Here is a 22,078-nt window from a genome sequence, read left to right on the forward strand (position 1 = left end):
AAAATCAAATGAAAAATATAAAAATAACACTAACAGCTTTAATGGCTACGTTCTTATTCCAAGCTTGTTCTGAGGACAAGATGGACGAAATAAATAAGAATGTGAACAATCCGACAGAGATGGCTAGCCGCTTAATCATTACGGATGTCATGGTTAATTCTGCCTTCACAGTAACGGGTGCTGATGCTTCATTTTACGGAGGTATTTACTCTGAATTAAGTGCAGGAAACCACAATCAAATGTACAATGCTCAAATTAGAAGAGCTGATCCACAATTATCTTCAACTTACAATAACGGCTGGAACAATAGCTACAGACAATTATTGAATTTAGGAGTTATTATTGACAACTGTACAACTGGTAAAGAACAAGGAAACTTCCAAACATTAGGTGTAGCACAAATCTTAAAGGCTTACAACTTAGCGATCCTTACCGATCTTTTTGGAGATGTTCCTTACACAGAAGCTGTAAAACCAGGAGTAATCTTTCAACCAAAAGTTGACAAACAAGAGGCTATTTATTTAGACATCTTCAAAAACTTAAATGAAGGTATTGCTAATTTGAACAAAACATCAACTTATGCAACTTTAGGTGTTCAGGATCCTATCTATGGTGGAAATTCTGCTAAATGGATAAAAGCTGCAAATGGATTATTAGCAAGATACACTATGAGATTATCTCTTAGAAAAGCGGATTACCAAGGTGTAATCAACTATGTAAATGCTTCTTTTGCAGATGCTACTGACGAGTTAAAACTTGTAAACGGTGGTGTTCCAAATCCTTTCGCAAGATTCGAATTAAACAGAGGCGCTATTTGTGTTTCTAAAAGTTTCTACGACACTATGGTTGCTAACGGACCAGCAGACGCTCGTACAGCTTCTTTCTTTACAAAAAAGGCTGGTGTAGTACTTCCTTTTGACAATTCAAAAGAAGACGTTGAAGCACAAGCTAGATATTCTATCTCAGCTCTTATGAGTGAAGCAAATGCAATCTACTTATTAAGCTACCACGAATTATTATTCTTGAAAGCTGAAGCACAAGCTAGATTAGGTTTACCTGAAGCACAAGCTACAATGAATGCAGCAATTAAAGCAGCTTATGCTAAAAAGACAGCTGTAGCGTTTACACCAGCTCAGGCAGATACTTACACTGCTTCTATTGGAGCATTAACTGGTAATGCATTGTTGAAAAAAATCATGGTAGAAAAACATATTTCTTTCTTCGAAAATGAAGGTATTGAGTCTTACAACGACATTAGACGTTTACAAGCAATGGGTAACGGAGACCTTATTCCTATGGTAAATCCAAAACCTGAATTGTTCCCACAAAGATTCGCTTACGGTCAATCTGACGTTGCTTCAAACACAAACGTTAAAGAATTATACGGAGACGGTTCTTATGTATACAAAGAAAAAGTTTGGTGGGCTGGAGGTACTAGATAATAGTATTCTCTGACTTCAGAACAACTCCTAAAAAGGGCATTCATCATCATGATGAGTGCCCTTTTTTCTGTTTACAACTTTCCCAAAAAATGAAAAATTAAACAAAACCGAAAGAGGCTTTCTCCGAAAAAAAAGAGAGGGCCTCTTTTTTTTATTTCAAAAAACTACACAGAAAAAAACACTCCACAACACGTTTTTTTAAACGCAACACCCTCCGGAACCCCAATAAAATCAAGCATTATCACATCTTAAACGAAAAACAAACATTAACATATTAACAAGTGTATTTTAACACTAAAAAAACACATCTCGTAATAAAAGCATAATATGGGTAAAAAAAAAGCTTTTTATATTAGGTAGATTAACAAATAATTAAGATTTTTACCGAACTAATTCAAAACACATAAAAATGAAACTAAAGTTCAATGGATGCTTAGTACTACTATTAGTACTAGTTGCGCAACTTACTTTTGCGCAAGAAAGAGCTGTTTCTGGAACAGTTTCTGACAATACAGGAATGCCTTTACCGGGTGTAAGTGTATTGGTTAAAGGAACCAAAACAGGAACGCAAACTGACTTTGATGGTAAATACTCTATCAAAGCTTCTTCAAACCAGGTTTTAGTATTTAGCTACATTGGGATGAAAACCCAAGAAGTAGCTGCTACTTCTTCTGCAATTAATGTAAAATTATTAGATGGTGCAGCACAACAATTAGAGAGTGTTGTGGTAACGGCTTTCGGGATTAAACGTAATCCGAAAAAACTGGGGTATTCTGTAAGTGAAGTAAAAGCGGAACAAATTACCCAAAACTCAGAACCAGATTTATCAAGAGCTCTTGCCGGAAAAGTGGCTGGGGTTAACGTTAATACATCCACTGGGGTTGCCGGAGCAGCAAACCAAATCACGATTAGAGGGGTTAACTCATTAACGGGTAACACAGATCCTTTAATTATCGTTGACGGTATTGCCTACAGCAATGTATCTGTAACTTCTACTAGCCAGATCACTGGAGGTGGTGGATACGAATCAGCTTTGTCTTCATTAGATCCAAATGATATCGAAAGCATCAACGTACTTAAAAGTACAGCAGCAGCTGCACTTTATGGTTCAAGAGCGATGAACGGGGTAATCGTTGTAACCACAAAATCTGGTGCATCTAAACCAAACAAAAATCAAAAATTAAATGTAAATGTTGGAATGGGTACCTACTTCGAAACTATTGCCAACTTACCAGATTATCAAAACACTTATGGTTCAGGAGCTAACTTCCAATATTCAAATGCAAATGGTTCTTGGGGGCCTCGCTTTGATTCATTAGCAACAATTCCTACATGGCCAACACTTTTGGCTGCTTATCCTGATCAATTTGGCCCAACAGTTCCTTATGTTGCAAAACCAAATAACGTAAAAGACTTATTCAGAACAGGAACAGTATTAGACAAAACAATTGGTTTTAACTACGCTGGACAAGACGGAACTTTTAATGCAACTATTTCAGATTTACGTCAGGATGGTTACATTCCTTACAACTCTTACGACAGAACATCAATGTCTGCAGGTGGAAATTTCAAATTAAGCAAAAAATTCACTGTTGGAGCAAACTTAGCTTACTCAAAAACAAAACAAGTAGGAGGTTTCTTTGGAGAAAACCAATTTGCAGGATCTTCTTCTTCATTTGCCAGAACTTTGTTCTTAGCGAGAAACTGGGATTTAAATCTTCCTTATGTTGACCCGGTAACTGGTGGATCTGTGACTCCAAACGGAACTCAATTCGACCACCCACTTTGGTCTTGGCAACACGATCAAATCGTTACTAATACCGATAGAATTGTTGCAGGCATTAACTTAAACTACGTTCTTAACGACAACATTTCAGCATCGTACAGAGCGGGTATCAACAAATATTCATTAAACAGAATACAAGTTCGTGATTTAGCTTCAAGAGCAAACAACGGATTAGGTAACTTACTTAGCGATAACTATGTAAACCAAGATATTGAATCTACATTTTTATTGAACTTTAATTACGAATTAAATGAAAGCTTCAAATTAGCTACCATTGTTGGTAATAACGTTCTACAAAATGAATACACAAGAGTTGCAAATGAAGGAAGAGAATTCATTGTACCAAACATCTTTACTTTCAAAAACGTTAAAAGTATCGCCAGTTTAACTGATGAGCGCGCTATGAAAAGAAATGTAGGTGTATTTGCCGATGTAACTTTATCTTATAAAGATTATTTATTCTTAAATGCTACAGCGAGAAATGACTGGAGTTCTTCATTACCAAAAAACAGAAACTCTTATTTCTACCCATCTGTTAGTGCCTCTGCAGTTTTAACTGATGCATTGAACATCCAAAGCGAAGTTTTAACTTTTGCTAAATTAAGAGCCAGTTTCGCGAAAGTTGGTAGAGATGTACCAGCAGAATTCTTAAAAATATCTTACGATCAAGGACAAGCTTACAACGGTCTTCCTAGAATCGGAAACAATACTTTCTTAGGAGATCAGGACGTAAGACCTGAATTTTCAGAAGAATTTGAAATCGGTACAGATTTAGAATTTTTCAGAAAAAGAATTGCAGTAGACTTAAGTTTATACTCTAAAACAACAAAAGATCTAATTACTCCGGTAACTGTAGCATCTTCAACTGGATTTACAGAGTTAAACACTAATGCAGGTTCTATCAGAAACAGAGGTATTGAGCTTGGATTAACATTAGTACCTATTAAATCTAAAGACTTTACATGGTCGTTATTAACAAACTTCACTAAAAACGAAAATGAGGTATTAACCTTAAAAGAAGGTTTAGACAGAATTCAGCTAAATGCTAATCAAATTGCTTATGCAATTCCAGGACAACCATTTGGTGTATTCTACGGAACAAGATTTGCTCGTGATGCTAATGGAAATTATTTAATCAACAGATCTGGAGGAGCAGTTATTCAAGATCCTTCACTTGGAGTTATCGGAGATCCAAATGCTAAATTCAGAGTAAGTTTTGCGAATACCTTTATTTACAAAGCATGGAGTTTAAGAACTCAGTTTGACTGGAAACAAGGAGGAGATATCTCTTCTTCTACTATCGAACAATTATTAGGAAGAGGTGTTACCAGAGATACTGAAGACAGAGAAAAAACATATATAATTCCAGGTTACTATGGAAATAATGACGGAACTCCAATCTTAGATGCTAACGGAAACCAAATTCCAAATACAACACAATTAAGCATGAATGAGCTTTACTTCTCACCTGCAGGAGGAAGTACTTTCGGAATCAATTCTGTTGACGAAGCAACAATCTATGACGGAACCGTATTTAGATTAAGAGAAATAAACTTGACTTATGATGTACCAAGTAAAATTTTGGAAAAAACTCCATTTGGAAGAATTAGTTTAAGTCTTATCGCAAACAACCTTTGGTATTTTGCTCCAAACGTTCCTAAGTACACCAATTTTGATCCTGAAACGACAAGCTACGGTAATTCAACATTACAAGGTATAGAAACTTCAGCTGCTCCGACTGCAAAAAGATGGGGTTTCAAAATTAATTTAACATTTTAATACAAAACGACATGAAATTATATAATTCTATAAAAAATAATAAAACTGCTCTGGTTTTATTATCTCTCACTACTTTTTTCAGTAGCTGCAGTAATTATTTAGATGTTGATAAAGATACTGATGACCCAACGGTTGCTCCATTGAATTATTTACTAACTCAAATCCAAAGCGATATTGCTGAAATAGGTGAATTCAATTTGAACACAGGTGATATCCTTGCGGTTTACACGCACCAGATGACAGCCAGAGAGGAAGAAGATCAGTACGGAGTAAAAGTCGATAATATTCCTATGAATAATGACTGGAACGCTGTTTACCTGAGTCTGACTAATCTTGAAACCCTAATAGAACAATCTACTAAATCTGGAGATTTAGTATACTTGGGTATTGCTCAAATGCAAAAAGCATATATCATGGCATATGCCGTAGACATGTGGGGAGATGTTCCGTACAGCGAAGCGACTAAATTAACTACTGGTAACCTTGCGCCTAAATTTGACAATCAAAAAGAAATCTATGCAAGTATTTTTAAATTAATCGATCTTGCAAAAGTGAACTTAAAAAGTAATGCCGGTTTAAAAAAACCAGGTGGTGATGATATATTCTATGGTGGAAGTAACACTAAATGGATAAAATTTGCCAATACTTTTAAACTAAAATTATACAATCAAACACGATTAACTTCTGATTTTGATCAGGCAGGATTTAACGCTTTAATAGCTGAAGACAACTTCTTCTCTTCTAATGCTGATGATTTCCAATTTGCACGTTTCAATATAATTTCGCCAACAAACGAAAGAAACAGGTTGTTTATCGAATCTTATGAAAGTACACAATTTGGATCTTACCAAAGTCCATGGATGTATGAAATCCTGAAAGGAGTAAACCCTAATATTCATAACGGGAATCCAGATCCTAGAATGAAATATTACTACTACAACCAATTAAAACCAAACCAATTCCCACCTGACCAAGGAAACACTACAACAGGAAATCCTGGTGCAGATTATTGGGATAAATCAACTGGTTTTGTTAGTATCCGATTTGGGAGTACAGGTCCTGACAGAGATAAAAGTGCAGAGAACACTTTTACCTATCCTGGTATCTTCCCTTCTGGTGGTAGATATGATGACGGACAAGGTGGTTCAGTTTCAACTTTAGCTGCAAAATCAGGAACAGGTATAGCGCCACACAGAATATTAACTTATGATGAATTTTTATACATTCAGGCAGAGTTAATACAAACAGGAAAACTAGCCGGAAATGCTGCTACAAAACTTCAACAAGCTGTTACAGCAAGTTTTGCTAAAGTTGACCAGGTAGTAGCTAAAAGCCAATCGCCTCAGCTTGCAACAATTCCTGTTCTTACAGGTTCTACTGCAGTGAATAACTTCATTACAAAAGTAATAGCTGAATTTAATGCAGGCGATGCTGCAAAAAAATTAGAGATTATTATGACTCAGAAATGGGTAGGTACTTTTGGAGATCCTGCTGATCAATACATTGATTACAGAAGAACTGGTTTCCCTGTATTAGCAAACCCGCTAAGTACTACAAAAGAATATCAGCTGAACAACAATGATGCTTTTCCTCTAAATGATTCACAAACTGTATTAAATAACCCTTTCCAAGTATCATGGTACTGGCCACAATCAGAATTAAATTCTAATGCAAGTGCTCCGGCTCAGAAAAACCCAGGTACTTACAAAATCTTTTGGGATCTTTAATCATTAAAAAACGAATAAAATGAAAAATATAAAACTAATATTCACATCAATGCTGTTTTTGCTAATAGCGTTCTCATGTGATGACGATGGAGGAACATCAAAAATTGGCGCCGTTGAAGGAGCTACTCCAAACATAAATAAAATCGCTACTGCAGATCAGGGTATAAACATTTTAGCACTGCAAGGTGCGGGAGATCTAAACCTGGGATTAACTTTAGGAGTTTCTACCGGTGAGGTTAGCTCTATGGATGTAGTGGGTTATTTTACTAAAAGCGGTGTTGTTTCAAAAGCAACATTACAAGCTAATGTGACCACTTTCCCGGCAACATTAAAGTATACTAAAGCAGACCTTATTAAGGCATTCCCAACATTTGCAAGTTTTGGTCTTCTTGATAAATTAGTGATCACTGCTGATTTAAAATTGAAAGACGGAAGTGTTTTGAAAATGTTTACCGATAACGGTCAGCCAGCATACGGAGCTGACGTAGCCAATTCAACATTATGGAAAGTGCAACAAACTTACACGGCACTTTGTCCTTTAAATGATGCTTCTCAGTTCAATGGAAACTATAAAGTTACCGCTGATACATGGCAGGATTATGGAATTGGAGATATTGTTCCTGTAGTTTACAATGCAGCAAATGGTAAATATGTATTCAGAATTTTGAATACAGCTAACCCATATTTGATTAACGGAAGTACTTCTTATATTATTGGTACTATCAACCCGGCTACAAATGCGGTTACCGTTACAAGTAATGAGCAATGGAATTACGGACCTGGACAGGTTTACACTGTTACAGGAACTGGTAACGTTAGTTCATGTACCGGAGACATTAACTTAAAAATTAGTTTTAGCGGATCGTCTGACTATACATTCAATTTAGTTAAAGCTCCTTAATCAAAATAAATTTTATATTGAAACCACTCTGTTCACTCAGAGTGGTTTTTTTTTATACCAACAATATACCTATATTTGTCCCATGGAAAAAGAACATCAAATATTTGGAATTAGAGCCATTATAGAAGCCATTCAGGCAGGAAAAGAAGTTGATAAAGTATTTATTCAAAAAGAAATTTCCGGAGAATTAATGAAAGATTTAATGAAGGTGATGAAACGCGCTAACATTAATTTCTCGTATGTTCCTGTAGAAAAACTCAATCGCTTAACGCCAAACAATCATCAGGGAGCGGTAGCAACCATCTCCCCTATTGGTTTTATAGAATTAGAACATTTGGTTGAATCAACAATCGAATCGGGATCAAAACCTTTATTTTTAATATTAGATCAGATTTCAGACGCAAGAAATTTTGGTGCAATTATCAGGACTGCTGAATGTACCGGCGTAAACGGAATCATTGTACAAAAAGCAGGTTCGGCCCCGGTAAACGGAGACACTGTTAAAACTTCGGCAGGAGCGGTATTTAATGTTCCGATTTGTAAAGTGGAACATATCAAAGATGCGATTTTTTATCTTCAGGGATCAGGAATCAAAACTGTGGCGGCAACTGAAAAAACAGATCAAAACATATACGACATTACCCTAAACGAACCTGTAGCCATCATCATGGGATCTGAAGACAGAGGTATAAATCCTTCTGTGCTTAAAATTGTAGATGAAAAAGCAAAATTACCAATGTTTGGATCAATTGGATCTTTAAATGTTTCTGTTGCTTGTGGTGCATTTCTATATGAGGCTGTTCGCCAAAGAAGCTAAATAATACAAAGAATTGAGAATTATGAGACAAATTAAGGTCTTCAAAAATACTCATAACTTATTCTTTCTAAAAACCTGTAGCTTAATTGTAGTACTGTTAACTACAACCTTAAGCTACGGGTAAAATAAACATTCTAAGCCAAACATTACCTATCTTCCTTTGTCTCAGAATTAGTCAAAATATAATTAACCGGAACATCTGAATTAAAATAAGTCATTAATTCCTCCGGTTCTTCCTCTACGATCTCTGTATTTACGAAATTTCCATTTTCATCAAAATGTTTCATAAAGGGATCTTCTTCAGGATTAAAATCCGGTTTCTGCCATTCATAAACAATAGGTTTTGCGTACTCCGGAGTTTTATAAATTAAAGACATCGCAAATCCGGTAATAAAGCCTGCCAAATGTCCTTCCCAGGAAATGGTTTTATCTACCTCCGGAAACACGTACCAAATCATTCCGCCATAAAGCAAAATCACAGATAACGAAAGCGCGACCAGTCGATAATAGCCTGTTTGAATTCCTTTAAAGAAAATAAAACTAACCAAAACATAAATCAATCCGCTGGCCCCTATGTGAAAATTTTCACGGCCAATAATCCACGTTATCAATCCCGAAAACAAAATACCATAGGCAACAACAGCAAAGGATTGTTTGGGGTAGAAAAACTGCAATGCTGCCAATAATACCAAAAGCGGAATAGAATTATTATATAAATGACTTAAATTTTCATGAATAAAAGGACTGAACAAGACACCTTGCAGACCTAAAAAATCCCTGGGATAAACGCCATATTGATAAAAATCAAAGTCAAAGCGGATCTGCACCCAGTACACAATCCACAAAAAAAGAACAAAAAATACCGGAAGTCCTATAACTGAAGTCGTAAATTTAAAATGGTTGTCGTTCATAATTTTTCAGGTAATTTTAAATGATGACATCAAAAAACTATCCAATTACAATTTACTGATAATTTGTCAGCTAACAAGAACTTTCTTAAATGTCATTTTAGCCCTGATGGGAGCGGCATCCTTTTGTGTCTGCCGCGGCGGACGCAAAAGATACAGCGGACAGCAGGAATAGCTTCTAAAAACTATAAAATTAAAACTGAAAATAGTAATTTTACAAAATGGAAGCACCTTTAGCCGAGCGTATTCGCCCACAACATTTAGAAGATTACATCAGTCAGAGTCATTTGGTTGGACCAAACGGATCCTTAACACAGCAAATTTCGAAAGGAATTATTCCGTCATTGATCTTCTGGGGGCCACCGGGTACTGGTAAAACCACTTTGGCGCAAATCATTGCACAGGAATCCAAACGTCCTTTTTATATACTGAGCGCCATCAATTCAGGTGTAAAAGACATTCGTGATGTGATCGAAAAAGCCAAACAAAGCGGCGGACTGTTTACGGCTAAAAATCCTATTTTGTTTATTGACGAGATCCATCGTTTCAGTAAGTCACAGCAAGATTCACTTTTGGCTGCTGTCGAAAAAGGCTGGATTACACTTGTTGGCGCGACGACAGAAAACCCCAGTTTTGAAGTTATTCCTGCATTATTGTCACGTTGCCAGGTCTACATACTCAATGCTTTCACAAAAGCCGATTTAGAAGCCCTACTGCACCGCGCAATGAAAACGGATACTTATTTGGCTTCTAAAAACATTACCTTAAAGGAAACCGAGGCACTGTTAAGGCTTTCAGGCGGAGACGGACGAAAATTGCTCAATATTTTTGAACTTGTCATTAATGCTTCAGCTGGTGATGAGATTATCATTACCAACGATCGCGTTTTCGAATTAGTGCAGCAAAATACGGTATTGTATGACAAAAGCGGAGAACAGCATTATGATATTGTTTCGGCCTTTATAAAATCGATTCGTGGCAGTGATCCGAATGGCGCTGTTTATTGGCTCGCCAGAATGATTGAAGGTGGTGAAGATGTGAAATTTATTGCCCGAAGAATGCTAATTCTCTCCAGCGAGGATATTGGAAATGCAAATCCGACTGCCTTTATCATGGCCAACAATACCTTTCAGGCGGTCACTACAATTGGATATCCTGAAAGCAGAATTATATTGAGCCAATGTGCCATTTATCTGGCTACTTCTCCTAAAAGTAATGCCTCGTATATGGCTATCGGCAACGCACAGCAATTGGTAAAACAAACCGGTGATTTGCCTGTTCCTATTCATTTAAGAAATGCGCCAACCAAGTTGATGAAAGAACTGGGTTATGGCGATGATTACAAATATTCGCACGACTATGCCAATAATTTTGCCGAGCAGGAGTTTTTACCCGATGCCATAAAAGAAACGGTTCTTTACAATCCGGGGCACAATTCAAGAGAGAACAGCAACCGCGAATTTTTAAAGAACCGTTGGAAAGATAAATACGGCTATTAAACCGTTTCTTATTTTAGAATTTTACTGAAACTTTTTCAGAAACTAACTGATCGTTTCTATAGTATTCAAAAAACCATTGATTGTCTTTTGCATTCAAAGATCCCTGGATACCATCTTTAATAGCAATAAAAGAGTCAGGACGTGATGTTTTTAACAACTTCATCACCACTTTTGGCGTTTTATCAATTAACTGATAACCATTTTCAGTTGGCTGAGCATACAATAAATTAGGATCTTTAGTATCGGCTACCGGAGTTGCTTCGACAACTTTCGCCGCAACAGTTGATGCTGTTAGAGGAGTAGCTGCAACTGAGGTTTTTACTGTATTGGCGCTTTTACCGTTGTATTTGTAACGCAAAGCAGTAACCGAAACAAAAGCAAGATCAAGACATTCTCTATAAGCCACTTCATACTCCTTTTCTTTACTTTTTCCTATTGCTGATGTGAAAATTACTTTGCCATAACAATCTTTAAATTCCACAAAAAGCTTAGTGATTAAAAAACCACTTTCTTTCTTAACATCAGCATACAAAAGATCACAACGATCACCAAAACCTTCCGGAAGTATCTCGTTGGCATAAAAAGCCTGAAAACCTGCTTTGTTTAAATTAGCTTTTGTCATTGTTGACGTTCTGTATTGGTTTTCTGTTTTAAGAAAATCATATTTTAGCGGTACAATAACAGCTTTGTAATCATTAACCGATTGCGAAAACCCGATAATTGATGTAAGGAATGCAAGCAACAAAAATTTTATTCTCATAATTATAAATATTTTTTAAGTTCTAATAAATGGTTTACTTGTTTGATATTTTGCGGAGCTTCGATTCTTTTTTCATTAAAAAAAATAGCATCCAGACCAGCATTTAATGCTCCATTGACATCGGCATCCAGACAATCACCAATCATAACACTACTTTCTTTCGATGCTTTTGCAATGTTTATCGCATAATCAAAGATAATACTATTTGGTTTTTTAACACCTGCTAGTTCAGAATTTATTATGGTTTCAAAATAACCTGAAAGTGCCGCATTATTAATTTTCTTATCCTGAACATTTGCAAAACCGTTGGTGATAATATGCAGTCTGTATTTTGGTTTCAGATACTCTAAAACTTCAATCGCTCCTTCGAAAAGATGATTGTTATCGGTTAAAAACTCAATATAATCATTGGCAATTTCATTGATGCTTTCATCTGAAATGACATAATTTAAAGCATCAAAAGAAAACTTTAATCTATTGTAACGCAGCTCCAGATGTGTTATTTTATCGTTTTGATACAATTTCCAGCATTCCTGATTTATTGGAGCATATTTCTCAATAAAATTCTGTGTTTGAATTTCGGGGTATTTACTTTTAAAAATTCGATCAAAAGCCATTTCTGAATTCTTGTCAAAATCCCAAAGTGTGTGGTCTAAGTCAAAAAAGACATCGGTAATAGTGGTATTCATAATTTATAAAATTCCTTGATCTACAAAACTATAATATTTTGTTTCAGTTATAATCAAATGATCCAAAACTTTAACATCTAAGCTGTCACCGGCTAACTTTATTTTTTTTGTAAGCATTTTGTCTGCCTCACTAGGCTGCAAACTTCCCGATGGATGATTGTGACACAAAATCAAACCGGTAGCCCCGATTTCAAGCGCTAATTTAAAAACAATGCGCACATCGACAGTGGCTCCGGTAATTCCACCTTTACTTAACTGGGATTTAGAAATTACTTTATTCGAATTATTCAGAAAAAGTACCCAAAACTCTTCGTGTGGCAATTCTCCGATTAAGGGCTGCATAATATCAAAAACCGTTTTACTCGAAGTGATTTTAGCAAACTCAGCGACATCCTCCGATCTTCGGCGGCGTCCTAACTCCAAAGCAGCAATAATTGCAATAGCCTTAGCCTCCCCTATTCCTTTGTATTTTAGCAACTGCGTAATCGATAGTTTGCCTAAAGCATTGAGATTATCAACACTCAATAGAATCTTTCGACTCAGATGTACTGCCGATTCATTTCGGCTACCTGAGCGAATTAACAGTGCAATTAATTCGGCATCACTCAAGGCTTCTTTACCTTTAAGGATCAACTTCTCGCGGGGACGATCTTCTTCAGACCAATCTCTTATAGAAAAATAAGTTGCCAAAAAATCCGGGGTTTCACTTGTTGTTTTTACAACTTTTAAACTTGCTCTCATTTTACAATACTCTTAGAAGTTAATATCTAAAAATAAGAAAAATCTTTCAACAAAAACAATATTAATCTCAAATTAATTATTTCAACTATATAATAGCCCATCAAAATGCCTTACCTTAACTACATGAAAATAATAAGTGCTTTTCTCCTCTTCCTTCTTCTGCTCTCCTGTAATCAAAAAGAGGGTAAAACTGCTGTTGCAGAAAGCTTATCATCCGGTATTGCAAAAACTTTTCCCGAAAAACTATCCAATGCGGCATTACTAATTATTGATCCCTCCATAGATTACGACCCTGCTTACTTTTCAATAGCTTATCCTAACGGAGACATCCCTTCAAACAAAGGAGTCTGCACTGATGTTGTAATTCGATCTTATCGAAAACTAAATATTGACTTACAGAAAGAAGTACATGAAGATATGGCTGCAAATTTCTCTGTTTATCCGTCTTTACAAAAATGGGGACTGACTTCAACCGATACTAATATAGACCATCGCAGAGTTCCTAATTTGGCCGTTTTCTTTGAAAGAAAAGGAAAAAAACTTCCTGTAACTCAAAATGCAAATAATTATAAAACAGGCGAAATTGTTACCTGGCTGATTAATGACAAACTGGACCATATTGGAATTGTCACATCCAAAAAATCCGCCGACGGAAAACGAAACTTAATTGTACACAACATCGGCAACGGACAAGTTCTTGAGGACTGTTTGTTTCAGTATAAAATTACCGGACATTATAAGTATGTAAAAGAAATTCCAAATTAGAAATTCCAAAAAAAATGCCAACTGCAAAACTGCAATTGGCACATTATCTAATTTTCAAATTGACTAATTAATCAATCCTTTTACATCATCAAAATTCAAACCTCCGTAATTTCCGGAACTCATCAGCAATAATGCCGAATTTTCAAGATTCAAATTGAAGAGGTATTCTTTGAACTCAGCAGGATTTGTATAAATAATTAAATCTTCGCGGTTAAAAGAACTTGCAATTTGCTCGTAGGTTACTTCTTCCAATTGTTTAATTTTTACGGCATCTGGCGAATAGAATACTACTGCGACATCAGCATACTCAAGGGCTCCTTCGTATTCTTTTAAAAAGGCTGCATTCAAACTGCTATAGGTATGCAATTCCAAACAAGCTATTAGAGTTCTGTTCGGATATTGCTCTTTTACGGCTTTTGTCGTTGCAGCTACTTTACTTGGGGAATGTGCAAAATCTTTGTACGCTACTTTTCCTTTTCCTTCCGCAATTTTTTCCAATCGTTTTGAAGCTCCTTTAAAACTGGCAATTGCTTCATAAAAATCGGCTTCGTCAACGCCCATATTCTGGCAAATCCATTTGGCTCCGGCCAGATTGTTTAGATTATGCGCCCCAAAAACTTCAATTGGCATATCGCCTTCGGGAGTTTCTAATAACGTTACTCCATCACTTACGGTATACTTAGGAGTGGAATAGGCTAATTTTCGAATTGGGTTTGTAGCAGCTTCCGCAACACGTTTTACTTCCGGATCATTTTCGTTGTAAACCAAAATACCTCCATTAGTAATTTTTCCGATAAAAATTTCGAATTGCTCAACATAGTTCTCATACGTTGGAAACACATTGATATGATCCCAGGCAATTCCGGAAATCAAAGCAATATTGGGTTGGTACAAATGAAATTTAGGACGTCTGTCTATTGGAGAAGATAAATACTCATCCCCTTCCAAAACCATGAAATCATTCTCTTCGGTAAGATGCACCATCGTATCAAAACCTTCTAATTGCGCTCCAACCATATAATCTACTTCGATATTGTGATAATGCATTACGTGCAAAATCATCGAAGTTATTGTTGTTTTTCCATGAGAACCTCCTATTACCACACGGGTTTTGTTCTTAGACTGCTCGTACAAAAATTCCGGATAAGAATAAATTTTCAAACCTAACTCCTGCGCTTTTAACAATTCCGGATTATCTGCTTTTGCATGCATCCCGAGAATTATGGCATCAATATCAGCAGTGATTTTTTCAGGAAACCAGCCCAGTTCAGCCGGTAAAATTCCCTTTTTTTCCAATCTTGATTTTGAAGGTTCAAAAATAGCATCATCACTTCCTGTAACCTGATATCCTTTATTGTGCAATGCAAGTGCTAAATTATGCATGGCGCTTCCGCCTATGGCGATGAAATGTGTTTTCATTGAATACGTTAAATCGTTTGTTTGTTGAACCGTTTATTCGATAAAACGAAAATAGAATTCAACGCTTAAATCGGTTAATTATTTTTCAAAAATAAGGAATTATAAAATGTCTCATTTGCTTTTAGGGATAAATTAGTAATTTGTACAAAATTTATTTGAGTACTCTCCCAACCTTTAGTGAAAAATAACACTCTCTTTATTAAAACTAACTTATGAAAAATATACTATTTGTTTTCTTACTGTTATCCACAGCACTATTTGCGCAAAGAACAGATAAAAAATGGGATGAAGTTGTTGCATACGAAAATGATGGAAAAGTTAAATCAGCTAATGAAGTTGTAAGCAAAATTTACAAAAAAGCGATCGCAAGAAAAGATGAAGTTCAAATGCTAAAATGCTTCTTCTATCAATCAAAATACTTACAGATTATTGATGAAAATGCACAAACTAAAATACTAAACAATCTTAAAACAGATATCGATCGCGTTTCGATTCCTTCAAAAGCAATTTTGAATTTGATTTACGCGAAGTGTTTAAATGATTATTACAATCAAAACAAATATTCTATCCAAAGAAGAACTAATACCACAGTACCGGATACTAATTTCTTAACCTGGACTACACTCAATTTTACTGATCAGATAAACCTTTCTTTAAAACAATCTCTTGAGAACGAAACTGTTTTGAAGAATACTTTATTGGCAAAATATGACCTTATTTTTGATTACCCAACTTTGGGAAATTTTAAAAATCAAAGCTTGTTCGATTATATAATTAATGAAAATATCATAATATACAATTCCAAAATCAGCAACTGGGAAATTCAAAAAAGTGATTTTGAATCTTATGAAAAAGTTCTTTTCGGAAATTCCGCGGATTTCATAAAACTGAATCTGGATTTTATCACCAATGAAAATCTACGACAATCATTATCGCTGTATCAAAGACGAGAAAGTACAAATCCAACAAAAGAAAATGAATGGGATCGCATACAATTTTGCAAAACAAAATTATCATTAGCAAACGATAGCTATTTTAGCTATTTAGTTCAATTTCAAAAAGACATCAAAGACGAGCTTCTAATTCAGAAAATTCAATTAGAAAAAGCTTTCATTTTAAGTAGTCAGGCATCAAAAGACATTCATCCTGATTACAATATAAAAGCCATTACGACTCTAGATAGTATCCTAAAGATCAGCAATAGATCTAATGCCTATAAATTAGCCCACCAGAAGAAAGAAAACATTATTTCCAAATCATTAAATGTACAACTTCAAAAATACACCTATACTGACGAAAATACCAGAGCTTTTATTCGATACAAAAACCTAGATCATTTAACAATTTCCTTCTTTAAAATCAATCAAAAACAACTTGCTGAATTTAGAACCCTGTTTTCTAAAAAAGATAGTTTAACCAAGGCTATAATTAAAAAAGCACAGCCTATTCTAAGAAAAAACTATCCGCTCACAAATAAAAAAGACTTTTTCGAGTATACGACCGAGGTTCTGCTACCAAATTTAAAAACGGGATCTTATTTAGTTTGCTTTGAAAGTGATTCAGATGAAAAGGATAAGAAAGCCTTTGCATATGAAACCATCACTACCACAAATATAATGGCTTTAGCTTCTCAGGGTGATGCTAAAGAAACTTATCAGGTTCTGGATCGAAAAACGGGAAAACCGATACCCAACGCAATTCTTAAGTCGACTTACCTTAACCTTGTAACAAATAAAAAGGGAATTGCAGTTTATAAGGAAAAAAAATATACTTATAACAATGAAGCAATTCAAATTTCCACCGCAAACGATACTGTCTCTGTTTATAAAAACTATCTTTTTTATAGCAGCGAATATGATCCTACTGACACTACTGACAACAATGACTTTAAAGGGAAAGTCGAATTTTATTTAGACCGCGCAATTTATCGTCCCGGGCAAACTGTTTATTACAAAGGAATTGCAATCCAGAAAAAACAAAACATCACTAGTATTGTGCCTCACACCTCTTTTAACATCAGTATTGAAGATCCTGATTATAATGAGATCAAAGAGTTCGAAGTAGTAACAAATGAGTTTGGCTCTTTTTCGGGCGAATTTGTCTTGCCTAAAACCGGATTAACAGGCAATTTTACGATGAAAGCTGATGACGTAAATGATTATGAAAAAGACATTATCTATGACAAAGAAAATGGGGATCATCCTTTCTGGGATCATGTCAACTTTGAAAATTCTCAAACTGATTTTAGAGTAGAAGAATACAAACGTCCAAAATTTGAAGTCACTTTTGAACCCAAAAAAGAGACCTTTCAAATCAATCAGTCTATTCAAGTAAAAGGTAGTGCAAAAGCATTTGCCGGGAGTATGATTTCTGACGCGAAAGTTACGTATTCAGTAACTCGTTATGTCGATTATTACAGAAATCATTACAGTAACGAACTAACTGAAACTATTTCAACTGGGGAGACAAAAACCGATGCCTCGGGTAAATTTATTATTGATTTTGTCGCAGTTCCTTCTAAAAACAGCAACAAAGAGCAATTGCCTGTTTTTAATTATCGCATTAAAGCTTCTGTCACCGATATAAATGGTGAGACACATGAAACTGAAACTACCGTAAAAGTCGGCTATCACGATTTGGTTCTACAGACCCTTATCGCCCCTGAAATTAGAACCAAAGACAAAAATGAAGTTAAACTGGAAAGTACTAATTTAAATGGAGAATTCTTAGCTGCTAAAGGTGAAGTTAAAATCTACTTTATTAGTCCGTTTTCAAGCAAATTCAAACAAAGTGTATGGAGTAAGCCTGAAATTGAAACCATCAGTAATGAAGAATTTGAAAAGTTATTTCCATACGAACAAAACAAAAGTGACATAACAAATGAAAAAACTGAAGTTCTGGTTTATTCAAAAAAAGTTGATACTGAAAAGGACAAAAAAATAGTTCTGGATTTTATTACAAATTACAAATCCGGAAAATACAAAATTGTATTCTCTGCAAAAGACCGTTATAACAATACTATTCAAAGCATCGCCCCTTTTGACATTAAGCAAAGCAAAGACAGGTTCAATCCAAGTAAACTTTTTACTTTCGAACAGGTCAATCGCGACGCTAAAAAAGACGGTTTTGCATTAATCAAATTAACGTCTGTTATACCGGAACTTTACATCATTGCAACCGGGAGTTATAACAGTAAAATCTTTTTTGAAGAAACCTATCATCTTCAGAACAATGAGACTATAATTAAAATTCCTTTAAAAAATGAATTTGAAAAAAGTATAAAGATTGGATTTCAAAGTGTTTTTGAAAATGAAACTTTTAGCAATCAAATAGATGTAACATTAAAAGAACCCATCTCAAAATTGGAATTTAATGTTGAAACCTTTAGAAATAAAATACAGCCTGGAAGCAGTGAAAATTGGTCTTTTAAGCTAAAATCCATTAACGCAAAAAAAGAAGCTGAAATTTTGGCTTCGATGTATGACAGTTCCCTGGATCAGTTTACCCAAAAAGATTGGTCTAATCTGGCTATTTATGATTACAACTATAATCAAAACAATACCAAAACAGCTCTAGGTTTTGAAAAGACTTCAACATCGATTATTAATCTTAATCCACCTCTAAATCGTGTAGAACTCTATAACGAAACCACCAAACTAATATGGTTTGGATTTGATTTTGCGAACCAAAACAACAATTTGCAGCTGCAAAGAGAGTATCAGAGACAACTTTCTAAAAAGACAAAAAAGCCTCTGAATGCAAAAATGATTTCAGGCGTGATTACCGAGATTTCAGGACTTCCTTTGCCCGGAGTTTCTATTATCATCAATGGAACAAAAAGAATAGCACAGAGTGATTTTGATGGTTATTATGAAATTGAAGCCGCCGAAAATGAAGAAATTGTATTCAGCTATCTTGGTTTCAAAAACAAAACTGTATTTGTTGAAAATAAAAAGAATATAGATATTATTTTAGTTGAGGATTCAAGTGCCTTAAGCGAAGTTGTTGTAACTGCTTATGGAATACAAAAAAAACAAAAATCACTTTCTTATGCCGTTAGAAAAGTAAGCGCTGAGTCTATATCAGAAGGCGCTGCTGTAAATGGCGCACCGGCTACAATGCTTTCAGGAATAGTAAGCGGCCTGGAGATTACCAAAACCGATTCAGATACAATAGTGATTCGTGGTACAGCTTCTAATGCTGCAACACATCCACTAATTATAGTTGATGGAGAAATTTCTAATGAAGAAACTTTAAAAAATCTGAACCCCTCGGAAATAATTTCAATTGACACATTAAAAGCCGACAAAGCCTCAGCACTTTACGGAAGTAAAGGTGCAAACGGAGCCATAATCATTACAACCAAAAAAGCCTTAGAAGCCTTAACACAAGTAAAAGCCAGAAAAAATTTATCTGAAACTGCTTTTTTCCTACCTAATTTAAGAACAGATGCTAACGGAAAAGTGAGTTTTAACTTTAGCTCTCCCGAAGCTTTAACGACTTGGAAACTTCGTTTATTGGCACATAACAAAGATGCTGTTTCTGGTTATCTGGAGAAAAGTGTTGTGACTCAAAAAGAATTAATGCTTTTACCAAATTTCCCACGTTTCTTTAGAGAAAAAGACGCGGTTGTAATCCATGCCAAGATCTCGAATATTACCAACGAAGCTAAAACCGGAATTGCCGTTTTACAGTTCTTTGATGCTGCAACCCTGCAGCCCATCGACGCTAAAATGCTCAATGCAAAAAACATCAGAAACTTTACTGTTGGTGCTTTCGGAAACACAACCGTAACCTGGACCGTTTCAATACCGGAAGGTTTGCAGGGTTTACAATATAAGATTCTGGCTAAATCAGGCAATTTTTCCGATGGAGAGGAAAACATACTTCCGGTTTTGACAAACAATATGCTTGTTACAGAAAGTATTCCTATCTGGGTTCGTGAAAACTCAACCAAAGCCTACACCTTTAATAATCTAAAAAACAACAATTCAACAACTTTAAAGAATCACCAATTTACATTCGAATATACTTCGAATCCATCCTGGATAGCCATTCAGTCTTTGCCTTATTTAATGGAATACGAGCATGAATGTGCGGAACAAACTTTTGCCCGTTTTTATGCCAATGCTTTAGCTTCGGAGATTATTTCAAATAATCCGAAGATTGCAACTGTTTTTGAAAATTGGAGAAAAAATGGAAAACTAACGTCTAAACTAGAAGAAAATGAAGAGTTAAAATCGATTATTCTTGCGGAAACTCCGTGGCTGAATGATGCGCAAAGCGAAGACGAAAAGAAAAAGAATCTGGCACTTTTGTTTGATCTGGAGAAAATGAAAACTTCACAGGAAACTACTTTCGAAAAATTAAAACAAAAGCAAAAATCATCAGGAGGATTTTCATGGTTTGAAGGAGGCAATGAAAATGAATACATTACCCGACATATTCTGGCTGGGTTGGGTCATTTATCAAAATTAACTAAAAGCAGTGATAACAATAAAATAGACCAAATTGCAAAAACCGGTATTCCGTTTTTAGACACTAAATTTTTAGAATACTATAAAAACAGAACCAAAGGTCTAAAAACTGTAGAGAAACTAATTTGGATCAATCCTTATTCTGATCTGCATTATTTATATACCAGAAGTTTTTATTTAGAGAAATATCCGCTTTCAGACACTTTAAAAAAAGCCACCAAACTTTATTTAGAAACGGCTAAAAAAGATTGGCTAAACTATTCTCTCTACGAAAAAGGATTAGCTGCTTTAACTTTGAATCGTTTTGGCGAAAAAGAAACCGCTAAAAAAATCATAGAAAGCTTAAAAGAAACGTCATCAAACAACGAAGATTTAGGAATGTACTGGATCGCCAATAAATCGGGCTGGTATTGGTATCAGGCGCCAATAGAAACTCAGGCTTTATTAATTGAGGCTTTCGACGAAGTGAATAACGATACCAAATCTGTTGATGCAATGAAAGTATGGTTATTAAAAAACAAACAAACCAAAAATTGGCCAACGACTAAATCTACTACCGAAGCTATTTATGCTTTATTGATGCAAGGAAATGACTGGTTAAGTGTGAAAGACAATACCGTTATTAAAATTGGAGATGAAAAAATTCTAACTAAAAAACTGACTGAAAATGAAAAAGAAGCTGAAACCGGTTATATTAAACTAAGCTGGAAGGCCGATGAAGTTAAAAAAGAAATGGCTTCGATCAGTATTCAAAACAAATCTAAAGTTCCTGGTTTTGGAGGTGTTTATTGGCAGTATTTTGAAGATTTGGATAAAATTCAAACCAATTCAGGATCAGTCCTGTCAGTCTCTAAAGAATTATATCTAAAGAAAAGCACATTAAAAGGAGACCAATTAGAAAAGATCAGTTCTAAAAACTCTTTAAAAACCGGAGATTTAGTTACAGTACGATTGATGATTACTGCAAAAGAAGACACAGAATATATTCATTTAAAAGACATGAGGGCTTCTTGTTTTGAACCTGTAAATGTGCTTTCTCAGTATCAATATAAAGATTATTTGGGGTACTATATGAGTACGAAAGATGCAGCAACTCATTTCTTCTTTGATGCAATCAATAAAGGAACTTATGTAATAGAATACGATATTCGCGTAAACAACAGTGGAGAATTCTCTAACGGAATTACAACAATTGAAAGTATGTATGCACCAGAATTTACAAGTCATACCGACGGAATTAGAATAAAAGTGAATTAACAACTTTTATAAATTCCAAAAATAAAATCCCCAATTCCAAAAGAATGCTGTAAAAAATTTCCGCTACGAATTCACGAATTAATTAAATAAAATTCGTGAATTCGTGGCGGA

At 35.1% G+C, this 22,078-nt stretch carries 13 protein-coding genes; 8 read left to right on the forward strand and 5 right to left on the reverse strand.

The features are described from left to right. Positions 1–8 precede the first annotated feature (8 nt). The 5 genes from ACN1CN_RS08880 to rlmB all read left to right on the forward strand — a co-directional run bounded on the left by ACN1CN_RS08880 (position 9) and on the right by rlmB (position 8,452). Positions 9–1,442, forward strand: a complete 1,434-nt coding sequence (locus tag ACN1CN_RS08880) for a SusD/RagB family nutrient-binding outer membrane lipoprotein (RefSeq protein ID WP_419135381.1) — start codon at positions 9–11, stop codon at positions 1,440–1,442. A 409-nt stretch (positions 1,443–1,851) separates the two neighbouring features. Then, on the forward strand, positions 1,852–5,007 hold the full coding sequence (locus tag ACN1CN_RS08885) for a SusC/RagA family TonB-linked outer membrane protein (protein WP_419135383.1): 3,156 nt from the start codon (positions 1,852–1,854) through the stop codon (positions 5,005–5,007). Between the two features lie 11 nt (positions 5,008–5,018). Further along, complete coding sequence (locus ACN1CN_RS08890) at positions 5,019–6,734, forward strand: SusD/RagB family nutrient-binding outer membrane lipoprotein (protein WP_264525353.1); 1,716 nt, start codon at positions 5,019–5,021, stop codon at positions 6,732–6,734. Positions 6,735–6,753: 19 nt separating this feature from the next. Further along, the gene (locus ACN1CN_RS08895) at positions 6,754–7,635 is read left to right on the forward strand and encodes a hypothetical protein (protein WP_419135384.1); all 882 of its coding nucleotides are present in this window, start codon (positions 6,754–6,756) and stop codon (positions 7,633–7,635) included. A gap of 82 nt (positions 7,636–7,717) precedes the next feature. Continuing rightward, positions 7,718–8,452 (forward strand): 23S rRNA (guanosine(2251)-2'-O)-methyltransferase RlmB, encoded by a 735-nt coding sequence (gene rlmB, locus ACN1CN_RS08900; RefSeq protein ID WP_291285091.1) that lies wholly within the window; start codon positions 7,718–7,720, stop codon positions 8,450–8,452. Positions 8,453–8,598: 146 nt separating this feature from the next. Here rlmB and ACN1CN_RS08905 read toward each other — a convergent pair whose 3' ends face one another. Continuing rightward, positions 8,599–9,363: a rhomboid family intramembrane serine protease gene (locus tag ACN1CN_RS08905; RefSeq protein ID WP_419135385.1), complete on the reverse strand. Its 765-nt coding sequence runs from the start codon at positions 9,361–9,363 to the stop codon at positions 8,599–8,601. A gap of 218 nt (positions 9,364–9,581) precedes the next feature. Between ACN1CN_RS08905 and ACN1CN_RS08910 the strand changes: the two genes are divergently transcribed. Beyond that, positions 9,582–10,859 carry a replication-associated recombination protein A gene (locus ACN1CN_RS08910; protein ID WP_419135386.1) on the forward strand — a complete coding sequence of 426 codons (1,278 nt, stop codon included), beginning with the start codon at positions 9,582–9,584 and terminating at the stop codon, positions 10,857–10,859. Between the two features lie 13 nt (positions 10,860–10,872). On the opposite strand, the gene ACN1CN_RS08915 is transcribed toward ACN1CN_RS08910, so the two are convergent. The 3 genes from ACN1CN_RS08915 to radC are packed head-to-tail and all read right to left on the reverse strand — an operon-like array spanning position 10,873 to position 13,049. Then, a complete protein-coding gene (locus ACN1CN_RS08915; protein ID WP_419135387.1) occupies positions 10,873–11,619 on the reverse strand; it encodes a hypothetical protein in 747 nt (248 codons plus the stop codon). A gap of 2 nt (positions 11,620–11,621) precedes the next feature. Beyond that, positions 11,622–12,308, reverse strand: a complete 687-nt coding sequence (locus ACN1CN_RS08920; RefSeq protein ID WP_419135388.1) for a YjjG family noncanonical pyrimidine nucleotidase — start codon at positions 12,306–12,308, stop codon at positions 11,622–11,624. A gap of 3 nt (positions 12,309–12,311) precedes the next feature. Then, entirely contained in the window at positions 12,312–13,049 is a 738-nt protein-coding gene (radC, locus tag ACN1CN_RS08925; protein ID WP_264525358.1) for a RadC family protein, read from the reverse strand. 123 nt (positions 13,050–13,172) lie between these two features. Between radC and ACN1CN_RS08930 the strand changes: the two genes are divergently transcribed. Continuing rightward, positions 13,173–13,814, forward strand: a complete 642-nt coding sequence (locus ACN1CN_RS08930; protein WP_419135389.1) for a DUF1287 domain-containing protein — start codon at positions 13,173–13,175, stop codon at positions 13,812–13,814. 63 nt (positions 13,815–13,877) lie between these two features. On the opposite strand, the gene ACN1CN_RS08935 is transcribed toward ACN1CN_RS08930, so the two are convergent. Then, positions 13,878–15,233 carry a UDP-N-acetylmuramate--L-alanine ligase gene (locus ACN1CN_RS08935; RefSeq protein ID WP_419135390.1) on the reverse strand — a complete coding sequence of 452 codons (1,356 nt, stop codon included), beginning with the start codon at positions 15,231–15,233 and terminating at the stop codon, positions 13,878–13,880. Between the two features lie 212 nt (positions 15,234–15,445). On the opposite strand from ACN1CN_RS08935, the gene ACN1CN_RS08940 reads away from it, so the two are divergent. Further along, a complete protein-coding gene (locus ACN1CN_RS08940; RefSeq protein WP_419135391.1) occupies positions 15,446–21,967 on the forward strand; it encodes an MG2 domain-containing protein in 6,522 nt (2,173 codons plus the stop codon). Positions 21,968–22,078: the final 111 nt, after the last annotated feature.

The organism is Flavobacterium sp. T12S277, from assembly GCF_048514875.1.
Lineage (GTDB): Bacteria > Bacteroidota > Bacteroidia > Flavobacteriales > Flavobacteriaceae > Flavobacterium.